This is a genomic window from Streptomyces pseudovenezuelae (assembly GCF_001513955.1).
Classification (GTDB): domain Bacteria; phylum Actinomycetota; class Actinomycetes; order Streptomycetales; family Streptomycetaceae; genus Streptomyces; species Streptomyces pseudovenezuelae.
The window spans coordinates 38195-51319 of record NZ_KQ948156.1 but is presented as its reverse complement, the minus strand read 5'-3'; the positions used below and the strand labels follow the sequence as shown (position 1 = coordinate 51319).

12 protein-coding genes are annotated in these 13125 nt (G+C 72.0%); 6 read left to right on the top strand and 6 right to left on the bottom strand.

All coding sequences use genetic code 11. The annotated features are described in order from the left end of the window. Positions 1 to 35 precede the first annotated feature (35 nt). Together AQI94_RS41580 and AQI94_RS41575 are read right to left on the bottom strand one after the other, a co-directional pair. The gene (locus tag AQI94_RS41580; RefSeq protein ID WP_037944867.1) at positions 36 to 1049 is read right to left on the bottom strand and encodes a helix-turn-helix domain-containing protein; all 1014 of its coding nucleotides are present in this window, start codon (positions 1047 to 1049) and stop codon (positions 36 to 38) included. Then, the gene (locus AQI94_RS41575; RefSeq protein WP_031055500.1) at positions 1046 to 1897 is read right to left on the bottom strand and encodes a peptidoglycan-binding protein; all 852 of its coding nucleotides are present in this window, start codon (positions 1895 to 1897) and stop codon (positions 1046 to 1048) included. Before AQI94_RS41575 ends, AQI94_RS41580 begins: the two co-directional genes overlap by 4 nt. Before the next feature lie 276 nt (positions 1898 to 2173). On the opposite strand from AQI94_RS41575, the gene AQI94_RS41570 reads away from it, so the two are divergent. Together AQI94_RS41570 and AQI94_RS41565 are read left to right on the top strand one after the other, a co-directional pair. After that, entirely contained in the window at positions 2174 to 2620 is a 447-nt protein-coding gene (locus AQI94_RS41570; RefSeq protein ID WP_031055497.1) for a peptidoglycan-binding domain-containing protein, read from the top strand. Positions 2621 to 2831: 211 nt separating this feature from the next. Further along, positions 2832 to 4478, top strand: a complete 1647-nt coding sequence (locus AQI94_RS41565; RefSeq protein ID WP_031055495.1) for a peptidoglycan-binding protein — start codon at positions 2832 to 2834, stop codon at positions 4476 to 4478. Between the two features lie 86 nt (positions 4479 to 4564). On the opposite strand, the gene AQI94_RS41560 is transcribed toward AQI94_RS41565, so the two are convergent. From AQI94_RS41560 to AQI94_RS41550, 3 genes are all read right to left on the bottom strand, one after another. Then, entirely contained in the window at positions 4565 to 5236 is a 672-nt protein-coding gene (locus AQI94_RS41560; RefSeq protein ID WP_031055491.1) for a class I SAM-dependent methyltransferase, read from the bottom strand. A 200-nt stretch (positions 5237 to 5436) separates the two neighbouring features. After that, positions 5437 to 6615: a cytochrome P450 family protein gene (locus AQI94_RS41555; RefSeq protein ID WP_031055489.1), complete on the bottom strand. Its 1179-nt coding sequence runs from the start codon at positions 6613 to 6615 to the stop codon at positions 5437 to 5439. A 107-nt stretch (positions 6616 to 6722) separates the two neighbouring features. Continuing rightward, complete coding sequence (locus tag AQI94_RS41550; RefSeq protein WP_225890411.1) at positions 6723 to 8876, bottom strand: FUSC family protein; 2154 nt, start codon at positions 8874 to 8876, stop codon at positions 6723 to 6725. 123 nt (positions 8877 to 8999) lie between these two features. On the opposite strand from AQI94_RS41550, the gene AQI94_RS41545 reads away from it, so the two are divergent. Both AQI94_RS41545 and AQI94_RS41540 read left to right on the top strand, forming a co-directional pair. Further along, positions 9000 to 9605, top strand: a complete 606-nt coding sequence (locus AQI94_RS41545) for a hypothetical protein (RefSeq protein WP_051832669.1) — start codon at positions 9000 to 9002, stop codon at positions 9603 to 9605. Between the two features lie 66 nt (positions 9606 to 9671). Next, on the top strand, positions 9672 to 10208 hold the full coding sequence (locus AQI94_RS41540) for a hypothetical protein (RefSeq protein ID WP_031055481.1): 537 nt from the start codon (positions 9672 to 9674) through the stop codon (positions 10206 to 10208). A 96-nt stretch (positions 10209 to 10304) separates the two neighbouring features. Here the strand turns inward: AQI94_RS41540 and AQI94_RS41535 are convergent, their stop codons facing one another. Further along, positions 10305 to 11519: an amidohydrolase family protein gene (locus AQI94_RS41535; RefSeq protein ID WP_031055477.1), complete on the bottom strand. Its 1215-nt coding sequence runs from the start codon at positions 11517 to 11519 to the stop codon at positions 10305 to 10307. A gap of 102 nt (positions 11520 to 11621) precedes the next feature. On the opposite strand from AQI94_RS41535, the gene AQI94_RS41530 reads away from it, so the two are divergent. Continuing rightward, positions 11622 to 12089 carry a MarR family winged helix-turn-helix transcriptional regulator gene (locus AQI94_RS41530; RefSeq protein ID WP_031055475.1) on the top strand — a complete coding sequence of 156 codons (468 nt, stop codon included), beginning with the start codon at positions 11622 to 11624 and terminating at the stop codon, positions 12087 to 12089. Between the two features lie 173 nt (positions 12090 to 12262). After that, on the top strand, positions 12263 to 13120 hold the full coding sequence (locus tag AQI94_RS41525; RefSeq protein ID WP_031055472.1) for an alpha/beta fold hydrolase: 858 nt from the start codon (positions 12263 to 12265) through the stop codon (positions 13118 to 13120). The last annotated feature ends 5 nt before the right edge of the window (positions 13121 to 13125 follow it).

Sequence of the window (13125 nt, the reverse complement as noted above, 5' to 3'; positions counted from 1 at the left end):
GCGGGGCCGGGCCGGGAGGAACAGCCCCGCGCGCCTCACGGTCCGTCCGTGGAGCGGGCCTCGAAGCATTCCCGCACGCCGCCGGCCGCAGGGGTGAAGCAGGCCTGCACGGGGGTTCCGGGGCTGACCACGCTCATGAGGGTGTGGACATAGGTGTCCGCCTCGTTGCGGTTGGTGACCTGGGCGCTGTGCAGGAAACCGTGCCGGCCTCCCCCTCGGAACTCGACGCGGTCCTGCAGCGCGGCGCCCCACATCCGGGCCCAACTCGCCCCGCATTCCTGGCTGTAGCGGATCTGGATCCAGGCACCGGTGGTGGTCTCGTGTTCGGCGAGGGTCAGCGGTGCGGCACCGCAGCGCATCGCGATCGGGTCCTTGTTCTGACAGGCCGTGCGGCGGCAGAGAGTGCCGTTGGCCGCGGTGGGCGTGGGAGTGGGTGCCGCCGCCTCGCGGCGCGTCGGGGGAAGGTGGGTGAGGACGAGTGCCCCGAGGACTACGGCACAGGTCGACAGGAGAGCGGTGACGATGTTCGCGCGCCGGTGGCCGGTCGGGAGGGCACGCGTGGGGTCGGCGCCACCCGGAACCGTCTCGCCCGGGCCGATGGGCGCCGGGAGGGCGTCGGCCGCGATGGTGTCGCTCGGAGCCGTCTCGGCGGGGGCGGTTTCGGTTGGGGCGGTGTCGGATGGGGCGGTTTCGGGCCGGGCGGTTTTGGGCGGGGCGGGGGTGGAGCGCGCGGCCGGTGTGTCCGTCCGGGTGGCCGTGTGCCGGCAAACCGGTGCCGTCGGCGGCGCCCCGCTGTCCTCCGTCCGGTCTGCGCGGGCGATGTCCAGGAGTGCCAGCGCATGGTCGGCCGGTTCGTCGGCGAGAAGGCACAGCTCTTTGACCGCGCTGCGCGGGGGCAGGCTCTTGCCGTTGAGGTAACGCTCCCAGGACGACTTGCTGTAGGTGGTCGCGTGCGCGAGCTGCGCGAGGCTCAGTCCGGTGCGCTGGCGCAACTGCTGGAGTACGGCGGCCAGTCGCGCGCCCGGTGGTGAGGGTGGGCCGGGTGTCATCCGCGCAGCGCCTTCCACGAGCGCGGCCCCAGCATGCCGTCCACGGTGAGGCCCGCGCGATCCTGGAACGTCTTGACCGCCCGCAGCGTCAGCGGGCCGAACATGCCGTCGATCCCGCCGGGTGAGATGCCTGCCCGGCGCAGCAGGCACTGCGCCTCCGCGACGTCGGCGCCGGTGGCGCCGTAGCCGATCTCGGTGTCGCGGCCCTGGTTGATGCCCGCCGACCAGCGGCCGTCGACCCGTGCGATGCGGCAGGTGTAGGAGGGCGGCGAGGAGGCCGCGGTGGTGCGGGGAGACGTGGTGACGGCTGCCTGGCCCGCGTCGTCGTCGAGGCGCAGCATGAGCAGCAGCACCGCCGAAAGGGCTACGGCCAGGGCGGCGATGCCTGCGGTGAGCGCGATGTGCGGGAAGCGACCGGGGGTCGGTTCCGCGGCCCGGGGTGGCGTCGGCGCGGTCTGCGCGACCGTTGGCCCGGAGTGCGCGACCGTTGGCCCGGAGTGCGGGGCCGTCGAACCGGCCGACGGCTCCTGGTCACACTCATGCTGCTCGTCCTGCCGCTGCACGGCGGGTCTTGCGCGGCGGCCGTCCCGGGAGTCGGCGGCGATCTCGTGCAGCGCGAGCAGGGGGACGGGGTCGGTGCCGGTGATCCGGGCCAGGGCCTCCACCGCCTCCCGCGGGGGCAGCGACACACCGCCCAGGTACCGCTCCCACGACTTGGCGCTGTAGCCGGTCTTGGCGGCGAGCTGTCGCATCGTCAGCTCGCTGTGGTCCTTCAGCCGGCGTAAGCGGGCCACCAACTGCCGTGCGCTGGGGTCGAGTTCCGCGGGCAGCGTCTTGGAGCGCGGCATGTTTCCCCCAAAGCGGTCATCAGCGTGGTCGTGTGCGTGAACTACGGTCCCCACCGTTGCTGCGCATTCTGCATGAGCCCGCCACATCTGTCACAGGCGTCCCGCATCACCGTCCCGCCGGGGATTGTCGCCGCAGGTCAGAAGGGTGGCCGTCCCATAAGACCGCCACTTGGGCCGCACTCGTGGCCGCCGTGCCCGGGCACCCTGCACCTTGGTCTCGCCACCTGGCCCGCTCGGCGTGACCAGGTGCCGACCCCACAAACGAAAGAGGAACGCATGCGACCGAACGCTCTGGGCAGGACCATCGCCGGCGTCATCGCCGTTGTCGGCCTCGCCGCCGGCAGCGTGGCGACGGCGGGCACGAGCTTCGCGGCGACCGCGAGCACCGCGCAGACGACGGCTGTCGCCCAGCCCGCCGCAGTGGCCGCGACACAGAACTTCGGGCTGACCTCGGCCGAGGCCAAGAACGTCCAGGACTTCCTCGCGGACTACTGGGGCTACACGGGCGCCATCGACGGTCAGCTGGGCACCAACAGCTGGAAGGCCTTCCAGCGCTGCCTCGCCACGTACTGGGGCTACACCGGCGCCATCGACGGGGACCCGGGCACCAACACCATCAAGGCGCTGCAGCGCCTGCTGAAGGCCGACTACGGCTACACGGGCGACATCGACGGTATCGCCGGATCGGGCACCCGGGCGGCGTTCAAGCGTTTCGCCGCCTGACCGGTACGCCCCGCTCGACCGGTACGACGTGCCGTTCGGGCTGATCGCCGAGTGACCGACCGCGGCCCGTCCTTGCCCGCAAGGACGGGCCGCGGCCGCGTGGTCCCGCTCCCCGCTCCCCGCTCCCCGCTCCCCGCTACGCACCGGTTCCGCACGCCTGCGGCCACGCCCCGCACTCCACGCTCGTCTCGACAAGGAGAACCTCGCCGCCATGGGAAGACTCGCATTCGCCGTCCGCGCCGAAGACAAACACCCTCCGCACCCGGCCGCGCGCCGCACCGGGCCGGGCTGGCGTATCCGCGTCGGGACGTTCGCCGCCACCGCGGCGATGGTCTCGGCCGGCATCGTGCTCGGTGCGGGTCCGGCGTCGGCGGCGCCCGCCCCGATCAGGCTGACGTCCGCGTCCTGCCCCGCCGAGATCGTGCAGGGCCAGACCAGCGGCTGCGTCAGGGAGTTGCAGAACCTGCTCAACGCGCACGGCGCCGGTCTGTCGGTGGACGGCCAGTTCGGCTCGGCCACGCTCTACGCCGTCCGTGAGTACCAGGCGGCCACCGCGATCGCCGTGGACGGCCGGGTGGGCCCCGCGACCAAGAGCAAGCTGTACGCGACCGGCGGCTCGGCGCCCGCCCCGGTCAATCTCAACTCCTCCTCGTGCCCCGCGAACATCGTCCAGGGCGCCAAGGGCGGATGCGTCACCGAGCTCCAGCGGCTGCTCATCCACCACGGCTACCCGGTCGACGTGGACGGCGACTTCGGCGCCGGGACCGCCAGTGCCGTCCGCAGCTTCCAGTCCGCCCACGGCCTGACGGCGGACGGCCAGGTCGGCACGAACACCAAGCGGGCGCTGTACGACACCGACGAGTCACCGGCGACGGGCCTGGACCTGCGGTCGGCGTCGTGCCCGGACAACATCGTGGAGGGGCAGAGCGGCGGTTGCGTCGCCACGCTGCAGTCCCTGCTGAACGGCAAGGGCCAGAGCCTCGCCGTCGACGGCAGCTTCGGCCCGCAGACGCTGACGGCCGTGAAGGCCTTCCAGTCCGCGAGCGGTCTCTCCGCCGACGGCCAGGTCGGTCCGAACACCAAGGCCGCCCTGTACTCCAACATCGGTGGTGGCGGCGGCAACGGCGCGCCCGCGCCGGTCAACCTGAACTCGGCCTCCTGCCCGAACGAGATCGTGCAGGGCCAACGCAGCGGCTGCGTCACCGAGTTGCAGAGCCTGCTCAACCACCATGGTGCCGATCTCGCCGTGGACGGCGACTTCGGTCCGCTCACCGACAGTGCCGTCAGGGACTTCCAGTCCGAGAAGGGTCTCTCGGTCGACGGCCACGTCGGACCGAACACCAAGGCCGCCCTGTACGGCACGGTCACGCCGCCGTCGTCGCCCCCGCCGGGCGGCGGATACGCCAAGATCCTCGACGTGGCGGCGGCCGAGGCCGGCACGGTCGAGGGCAGCGCCCGCGCGAACAGCTACGGCTCGGCCGTGGGTCTGTCGCTGTCCACCAGCGACTACGCCTGGTGCGCGACGTTCGTGAGCTGGGTGGCGAAGCAGACGGGAGCCAGCTCCTACCGCAACTCCTATGTCTCGGGCTGGGTCAAGCAGGCGCGGGCCGGCAACTACCACCTCTCGGTGACGACCGACCCGCAGCCGGGTGACATCGTGGCCTTCGACTGGGACGGCGGAAGCGACTTCACCGGCGGCAACGAGCACATCGGCATCGTGCGGACGGTGTCCGGGGGTTCCTCCTTCACCACCGTCGAGGGCAACACCAGCAACCCCAACGGCGGCAGCGACGGCGTCTACGTCAAGTCCCGTGCCACCAACAGCGGTTACGACGTGGTCTTCATCCGCGTCCGCTGAGCCGGAGGGGCACGTCACGGGCCGGGCAAGGCCGCACGGACGCACACGAGGGGATGCGTCCGCGCGGCCGGCCGCGCAGTGGGTGTTCAGCGCTCCGCGCGGCGGGCCAGCAGAACCGAGTCCTCCGCCTCGACCGGCCCGTTGTCCCGCTTCAGCGTCCGAGTGCGCTGCTCCACGACGACGGGCTCGAAGTCGTCCGGCAGGCCGGGGAGGAGTTCCGCGGCCAGGAACATCGCCTTGCGGTGGCTCTCGGCGAGGTGCGTGAACTCGTGCGAGGGCGCGTGCCCGACCACCAGGAGCAGGCCACCGGGGCGAACAGCCGCGGCGAGGCGGCGGGTCACCTCGACCATGCCCCCGTCCGGCGCGTGCAGATAGTGGCTGGTGACCAGGTCGTACGAACGGTCACCGGCATCGAAGGCCCGGGCGTCCACCTGCCACCAGTCGACACGGTCGGCCACGCCGGCCTGCTCGGCGTGGCGGGCGGCACGGGCCAGGCCCTCGGCCGAGAAGTCGGCGCCGGTCACGTGCCAGCCCTGCCCGGCCAGCCAGACCACGTCACCGCCCTCACCGCACCCCACGTCCAGCGCACGGCCCGGGTTCAACTCACCGGCGGCGGCGACGAGTTGTGGATTGGGCTCACCGCTCCAGAACCGCTCCTGACCCGCGTACCGCTCGTCCCAGGCCGCCGGCTCGAACATCTCGGCGGCCGTCTGTTCGCCGTGCTCACCGTTTCGGCCGTGCTCGTGGTGTCCTGACACCGGATGCCTCCCGTTGCTCGTGACGCGCTGCCGCGCCGGCCCATGCGGGCACGTTCTCGATGGTGCTGGGGCCCGCGCCGAACCGCACGCGAAGTTGCCGGACCGGCAAAAGTCAGGAGCCTCGGGGACCCCGGACGAACTCCTCCCGCCGGTGGGTTTCGCCGGCCGTCATGGCGCCCCGAATCCCGCGCACCGACCGGCTACACCGTGACAGGAAGCGCCGCGAGCCCGCGCACGAGTCGAGTGCGCCGCCATTCCAGTCGATCGGGCGGTACGGCGAGACGGATGTCGGGGAACCGGGTCAGGACCGCTCGCAGGGCGATCTCCGCCTCGGCCTTGGCCAGGGGCGCGCCGACACAGCGGTGGACACCGTGGCCGAAGCCGAGATGGCCGGCGGCGTCTCGGTCCAGATCGAGCCGGTCCGGGGACGGGAACCGCACGGGGTCACGGTTGGCCGCGCCGAGAGCGACGAGTACGGGAGCCCCGGGCGGAATGTCCACTCCGCCGAGCGTGACCGCCTCCGTCGTGAAGCGGAAGGTGGCTGTGCCGACGGGGGAATCGAACCGGAGCAACTCGTCCAGCACAGCTGGGACATCGTCCGGATTCCTCCGAAGGCGATCCGACTCGGCGGGGCGCCGCAACAGTGCCAGGGTCGCGTTGCCGAGGAAGTTGGTCGTGGTCTCGTGCCCGGCCACGAGCAGCAGCACCGCCAGGGAGACCAGTTCCTCCTCGCTCAGCCGGTCCGTCCCGTCGCGAACCGAGATGAGCTGGTCGAGGAGGCTGTCACCGGGGTCCAGGCGCTTGGCGGCCACGAGGCCCGTCATGTAGTCGGCCATGGAGTGCGAGGCCGCGTCGATGACGTCGGGCCTGCCTGCCGCGAACAGTTCTCCGGACCAGCGCCGGACATCGGGACGGTCTTTCTGCGGAACTCCGAGCAACTGGCAGATCACGATGACCGGCAGGGGCACCGCCAGGGCGGTCATGAAGTCGAACCGCTCGCCGATCGGCCATCGGTCCAGCAGTTCCTCGGTGACCCGCGCGATGAACGGACGCAGCCGTGCGACGGCCCCGGCCGTGAACGCCTTGGTCACCAGCTTGCGCAGCCGGGTGTGCCGGGGCGGGTCACTCGCCAGCATGCTGTGCGCCACCGCGGGGTGCAGACGGCGCCGTGACTCCTTGCCCGCGAAGAAGGCGGCCGTGTCCTTCGACAGCCGAGGGTCGCCGAGGGCTTCCCTGGCTTCCGCGTAGCCGGTGACCAGGTAACCGGGCCGTCCGCCCGACTCCGCATGCATGGGCTGCACAGGGCAGTTGGACCGCAGGGCAGCGAAGGTGGGACAGGGGTCCTGGAGGAAGCGGGGATCCTGCGTCGGGTCGGTCATGCCGTCAGGCTCCAACGGACCCCTCCTCGCCGTCATGGGCGACACGCCCGACACGGTTCCAGCTGACCTTTCCCGCTCGGGACACGCCCCCAAGGAGAACGACATCCTCAGGTGCCGTCCGAAACACCGGACCCGATCCGCGTCAGGTCCGTCGTCAGCGACTCCAGCCACGACACCGCCGCGTAGTACAGCCGCGGCGCGTCCGGTGGCTCGGCCGCGAACTCCGCGAAGGCCCCGTCGATCGCCGGCACGGACGCGTTCGGTGTGTCACCACCGGGGTCCAGCGCAGCCGAGACCAGCAGCATCCGACCCGCCACCCGCTCCCCCGCCCCGGCGAGCACCTCTGCCGCCACCGGGCCCAGCTCGGCGATGGGCGGCTCCAGCAGCCGCTGCGCGCCCCACAGGGTGTGATGGCCCGCCATCAGCGTCGCCTGCCAGTCCACCGCGGGCGGCACCGCGCGTGCCCGGCCGCCGAAGCGCACGGGCTCGCTCTGGTACTGGGCGTACGCGGACTCCGCGAGGATGACCGAGCGATGCAGCGACCGGTGACCGGCCGGCGCTCCCGAGGACGGGACCGCCTCGGTGCCCCGCGCGGCCGAGGCGCTGGTCGCCACGACGATCTCCGCCGCCCTGCGCAGCAGCTCCGCGACCGCGTAGCGCAGCTCGTCATGGGCGCCGCGCGGCCACGCGAGCACCCCGAAGACCGCGCCGATCACGCTGCCGACCAGCACGTCCAGCAGCCGTACCTCGGCCAGGTGCCACGTCGGAGGCGCGAGCTGCGCGAAGACCAGGGCCACGAGCACGGTGAACAGGCCCTGCGCCCAGCCGACGCCCCGGACCGGCCCGACGGTGAAGGCGATCAGCATCCACACCGGCAGCAGGACCGCGTAGACACGGGTGTCCGTCCCGGCCAGGGTCAGTGTCCCGGCGGTCAGCAGCGCTCCGGCGAGCGTGCCCGTCAGCGCCAGGCGGATGGTGTGCCAGGTCTCGTCCAGGGTGGTCCTGGTGAGCGTGAGGGTCGCCAGCATGGCCCAGAAGCCGTGGGGCAGCGTGTCCACCCCGGCCACGAGTCGCGCGGCCGTCAGCGCGAGCGCGATGCGCACCGCGTTCTGGAAGAACACCGAGCGGCGCCCGGCGTGACCGCGTATCCGGTGCCACCACAACAGCGGCGCCCACGTCGTGGCGTACCAGAAGCGGCCCGGCGGTACCGGCACCTCGGCACGTCTGCCCCGTGCGGCCAGATCGGCGGCGACGCCCATGGCCAGCGCCGCGTCGGCGACCTCCAGGACGGCGGCGTGCCCGCGCAGCACCGCCGGAGCGACGGTCCGGACACCGCTGCCGCGGTAGGGGCCGGCGGAGACGGCCGAGAGGTGTGCGCGCGCCGCGACCAGCGCCTCGTACGACGCCCGCGGCGACGGCCCGGACAACAGACAGCCCGCGGTCGCCTCCGCCAGGTCCGCCACCGCGCGCAGCACGGCCGTGACCGCGGGGTCCGCTTCGCCGCGGCCTGTGCCGAGCCCGGCCAGCCGGCTGAGCAGGGTGCGGGTCGCGAGGCCGGTGTGCGCCAGCGCGCGTTCCCGTCTGCCCGGCCCGGCCGGGCGTTCCGCCTCCGGCACGTGCAGGGGCCGCAGCGCCTGCCCGGCCTCCCGACCCGCCGCCCGGTCGTCGCCGGTCAGGGTGTACGGCGGTGCGGCGAGGTGCCGCGCGCACCGTTCCGCGGCCCGCGCGGCCCCGGCGGCCCGTTCCTCGTACGCCGGAGGGCGCGGCTCGGCCAGGAGCAGCGCCTCCGCCGCGACGAGCAGAACCAGGCCGGTGCTCGTCCCGAGCAGGCGGTCGCCGAGCGAGGCGGGATCGTAGGGCGGGAACGAGGGCAGGATGTAGAGCAGTTGCAGACCCGGTGCCGTCCCCGCCGCACGTGGGCCGCCCACGGCGGAGAAGGCCAGCGCGAAGCCGACCACCAGCATGCCGACGGCGGCGCTCCAGGTACGCACCGACAGGTAGGTGCCGATCACCACCAGGACCCAGCTCAGCGGCACCGCCCTCAGCAGCACGGCCGCCCGCTGCCGTCCGGTGCCGGGAATCCGTGACAGGCCGCCCAGCGCGATGGCGGCGAACAGCGCGTAGGTCGCCGCCACGGGACGGTCCAGGCCGTAGCGGAAGACGTAGAACCCGGTCGCCGCGACCACCGACACCCGCACGGCCCGTCGACCCGAGGCGGCGTACGCCGCCGGGCACACCCACCGGGCTACGACATCCCGCACCCCTTCAGCATCGCCCACACCTCCCGACCCGGCACCTGCCCGCCCCGCCCCGCGGGCTGACGCCGCGCGCCCGGTTTCGCTAACCGGGGTGTCGACGGCTGTGGCCGTGGCATCGTGGCCCGAATGGTGCATGGAGAGGAAGAGGAGTGGCTGGCGACTCAGCGTCCGTCACGGGTGCGTGAGGTCCAGGCCGGTCGCCTGGCATGGACCGAGGTCGACCTGATCGATCTCGAGGGCGGGTTCGCGCGTCCGTTGCGTGACGGGCTGGAGGTCTTCGGTGTCCAGGTCAACTACCTGCGCGTCGGGCAACCTCGCCATCTGGTGGCCGCGCTGGACGGCACGAGACCGATCGCCCCGTACGTGATCTTGTCCTGTCACGGCGACGAGGGCCGAATCCTGATGGACGACGTCGCCGAGGAACTGGCCAGATTCCAGCCGTTCAACGGTGCCGTCGGGCCGGACCACGTACGCGAGCACTTCCGGCTGCCGGGCAGCGTCACGCTCGTCACCGGATGTGACACGGGAGATCCCGCGCTCGCCGAGGCCTTCCTCGACGCCGGTGCCGGCGTCTATGTCGCCCCTCGGGGCGCGCCGTTCGGCTACGCGAGCGTGTTCGCCCCGCTGTTCTTCTTCTACGAGCTCACGGAAAAGCGCTCCCCCATGGCAGCCGTCGAACGCCTGCGCGCGCACGACGACGAACTCGCCATGTGGCAGCTGTATCAGCGCTGACCGACACAGACGGGGGTGCGCACCGAAATAGCGCAACAGTTCGGAGTCAGGTGATTCAATGACCGCATGCTGAAGGACGGTGCATTCCTGGGTCCGCTGGAACTGCTCGACGGACGTTGGGTCGTCGGCGACGCCACCCGAGCGGGCACGCACTGGGTGGAGCTGCGCCCGGACGGGCTCCACCAGCACGAGCCGGAGTCCGAGGGACGGCTGGTCCCCTGGTCCAGGATCGTCACCGGCGTCTGGATCACCTGGGGAAAGCAGTCCTGGAACGCGAGCAGCAGGGGCAGGTACACGGTCAAGGGCATGGTCGCCGGGCACGGGGGCGGCTGGCTGCACATGACGCTGCGTCATCCGTTCGAGGACCAGCAACTGCGCTTCGACCAACACGCGCGCGCGTACCGGGCGGTGGACGTCCTTCGGCTTGAGTATCTGCTGCGGCACCTCATCGACGAGGGCAAGCCGTATCTCCTCGGGGACCCGGAATGGGTGGGCCATGCCGTCGCACACCTTGCCGACGGAAAGAACCGCTGGATCACCGTCCGTGCGCTGCGGCGGACGGCGGCGGAAGCCGTGACAGCGGCCGGCCCCGGTAGTCCGTGACGGCCGACGGCGACGACGCCCGCCGTCCCAGGGCATCCGGCTCCAGGGCGCGCTGTCGAAGAAATACGCCTGTGCCGCCGGAGGAAAGCACCGCCCTCATACCGCCAGGCGGGTGCCCCGGCGCCAGACGGCACGGGTGTTGAGGGTGTCGCCGATGGTGCTGGTCGGGTCGCCGTCGACCAGCAGAAGGTCGGCGCGCAGTCCCTCCGCGATGCGGCCCCGGTCGCTGAGGCGGAAGCGGCGGGCCGTGGTCGCCGTGGCCGCACGCAGGGCCCGTGCGGGCGTGAGGCCGGCCGCCACGAGGTACTGCAGTTCGTGGTGCAGGCTCGCCCCGTGTGCCAGGCCCCCGAAGAAGGTCTCGGGCATGGACGCGTCGGTACCGGCCAGCACGTCGACGCCGGCGGCGTCCAGCGCGCGCACGGTGTCGTACACGTCTTGGAGCTTGCCCTGCGGGTAACGGTCGTAGCTGGACCGCAGCGTTCGCTCCCATGCGCTGTCGAGGCGTGCGGCCACGCGGGGGTCGTCGGCGAGTTCGCTGCCGGTGATTCCCATCATCGAGGCGTTGAGGCTGATGCAGGGAATGACGAACATGCCCGCGTCCTTGATGAGGGCGATGATCTCGTCGGTGTGCGGCTGGTCCATGAACACGTGGGTGAGGCCGTCGACGCCGGCTTCTGCCGCCGTCCTGGTGGCCTCCAGGGTCAGCGCGTGGGCCACGGTCAGGGCGCCGTACTTCTTGGCTTCGGCCACACCGGCGGCCACGGTGGCCTGGTCGAGCGAGGGCAGCCCGGGGTGTCCCTCCACACTGCCGTCGTCGATCATGAACTTGATGAAGTCGGATCCCCGGGCGAGGAGTTGGGGCACGAAGGCGGCCGCCTCCTCGGGCGTGGTGGAGAACGGCATCAACGGCATCACCGGGGGGAGATCCCACTTCGGCCGGAAGCCCTCGGGCATCAGCTCGCTCGGGTGACCACCGGGCGGCGTGATGGCAAAGCCCGAGGAGCGCACGTCTGCCAGGGCGTCGTCGTCGGTGATGCGGGCCCTGTTCTCCCGGGTGTTCATCCCCTGCATCTCCAGTTCGGTCGTCACCCCGAACCGCAGGGCGAGCGCCAGGGATCCCGGAGCGGAGTGGACATGGGCGTCGATGAGCCCCGGCAGCAGTGTGGCGCCGCCGCCGTCCACGATCTCGCTGCCCCGGGGAGCATCGCCACCGATGCGAGAGATCCTCCCGCCGTCGATGACCACGGTCCGCACACCTACCGTTTTCTCCCCGTCGAAGATCTGCGCATTGGTGATCGCGGTGAGCGCCATAGCAGTCCGCCTCGTTTTCTCGCTCGTCAGAATTTGCATACCCCAAGCTATATACATGCCTGGAGGTATGCAAATGCGGGAGCTGGGCCTAGACTCAGGCACATGAGCAGCCCGTCCTTCTCCGAGCAGCCTTCCGACGACGCGGCGTTGGACCAGATCGGGCCCGCCCTGTCGCGTCTGCGACGACGCGCACCGGCATCGAGCAAGGACCTCTCCCGCAACCTGGTGCTCAATGTGATCGCCGACGCGCCGGACGAGACGACCGTCGGTGGACTCGCCGCCGAGATGGGCGTGGCGCAGCCGGTGGCCAGCCGGACCGTCGCCGCCTGCATCGAGGACGGACTGCTGCGCCGGGCGGCGTCCCAGGTCGACGGACGCCGCACCGTGCTCGAACTCACCGAGCACGGCGAGGCCGAACGCAGCCGCTTCGCCGCCGAACAGCGAAAGGCGTTTCAGGAGATCACCGCAGCCTGGTCACCGGAGGAACGGATCCAGTTCGCCCGCCTCTTGGTTCGCTACGGCGTCGACGCCACCGCATGGTCCAGGAAGCAGGCCGCGAGCCGCGATTGAACGAGCGATCACGCCAGCTCCTCCGGGGCTCTGACAAGTGAGCGATGAGTTCGGGCGCTGGATCGGGTCTGCCCTGGCATGACTCGAACCGAAGTCCCTCACAGCCGCGCGCTGGAGCGTGATCGCTGCATCGACCGTGACGCGGCCGGCCGACGACGTCTCGCGGTGATCCGATGACCACGGTCACCGCGAACGGGACCCTCCTGGGCATCGAGTCGTTCGGTGACCACGACGCGCCACTCGTCCTGCTCGCGGGCGGGACGACGATGCTCTCCTGGCCGGACGCGCTGTGCGAGCAACTCGCTGCCGGCGGGCGCCGGGTGGTGCGCTACGACCTGCGCGACAGCGGGGAGTCGACGACCACGGATCCGCAGGCGCCCGCCTACACCCTGCGCGACCTGGCCGCCGACGCGGCGGCCCTTGTCGACGCGCTCGGCGGGCGGCGAGCGCACCTCGCGGGGATCGGGGTCGGCGGGATGGTCGCCCAGGTGGCCGTCCTCGACCATCCGAACGCGTTCTCGGCGCTCACCCTGATCGGCACCCGCGCCGTCGCCCCCGGCCCGGTCGACGAGGATCTCCCCGACCACGACCGGGCCACGATGAGTCGGCTGTTCGCGCGTGCGATGCCGGACTGGACCGACCGCGACGCGGTCGCGGCCTTCGCCGCCGCCGGCGCGGAGATCCTCGGCGACGAACCCGTCACCGCGCGCGCCGCCGCCGAGCGGATCTGGGACCGCACGCCCGGCACCGCGCCCCCGGTCCAGCTGGCCAACCAGATGGGCGTGGTGTTCGCCAGGCTCGACTGCGCACCCCGCTGGCGCGAGCGCCTGCCCGGGATCGAGGTCCCCACACTCGTCGTCCACGGCCGCCGCAACCCGTTCTTCCCCGTCGGCAACGGCGAGGCGATCGCGCGCGACATCCCCGGAGCCCGGCTGCTCGTCCTCGATGAGGCCGCCACGGCGATTCCCTGCACGGCGGTCGGCGAGGTCACCGAGGCGATGCTCCGTCTCGAACAGCTCGACCGAGGCTGATCCGG

What these genes read in the sequence shown, in the direction of transcription:
- AQI94_RS41540 (WP_031055481.1), top strand. Translation starts at nt 9,672, where the DNA reads ATGCTGAAGGACGGTGCATTCCTGGGTCCGCTGGAACTGCTCGACGGA.
- AQI94_RS41570 (WP_031055497.1), top strand. Translation starts at nt 2,174, where the DNA reads ATGCGACCGAACGCTCTGGGCAGGACCATCGCCGGCGTCATCGCCGTT.
- AQI94_RS41535 (WP_031055477.1), bottom strand. Translation starts at nt 11,519, where the DNA reads ATGGCGCTCACCGCGATCACCAATGCGCAGATCTTCGACGGGGAGAAA.
- AQI94_RS41565 (WP_031055495.1), top strand. Translation starts at nt 2,832, where the DNA reads ATGGGAAGACTCGCATTCGCCGTCCGCGCCGAAGACAAACACCCTCCG.
- AQI94_RS41555 (WP_031055489.1), bottom strand. Translation starts at nt 6,615, where the DNA reads ATGACCGACCCGACGCAGGATCCCCGCTTCCTCCAGGACCCCTGTCCC.
- AQI94_RS41580 (WP_037944867.1), bottom strand. Translation starts at nt 1,049, where the DNA reads ATGACACCCGGCCCACCCTCACCACCGGGCGCGCGACTGGCCGCCGTA.
- AQI94_RS41530 (WP_031055475.1), top strand. Translation starts at nt 11,622, where the DNA reads ATGAGCAGCCCGTCCTTCTCCGAGCAGCCTTCCGACGACGCGGCGTTG.
- AQI94_RS41525 (WP_031055472.1), top strand. Translation starts at nt 12,263, where the DNA reads ATGACCACGGTCACCGCGAACGGGACCCTCCTGGGCATCGAGTCGTTC.
- AQI94_RS41545 (WP_051832669.1), top strand. Translation starts at nt 9,000, where the DNA reads ATGGTGCATGGAGAGGAAGAGGAGTGGCTGGCGACTCAGCGTCCGTCA.
- AQI94_RS41575 (WP_031055500.1), bottom strand. Translation starts at nt 1,897, where the DNA reads ATGCCGCGCTCCAAGACGCTGCCCGCGGAACTCGACCCCAGCGCACGG.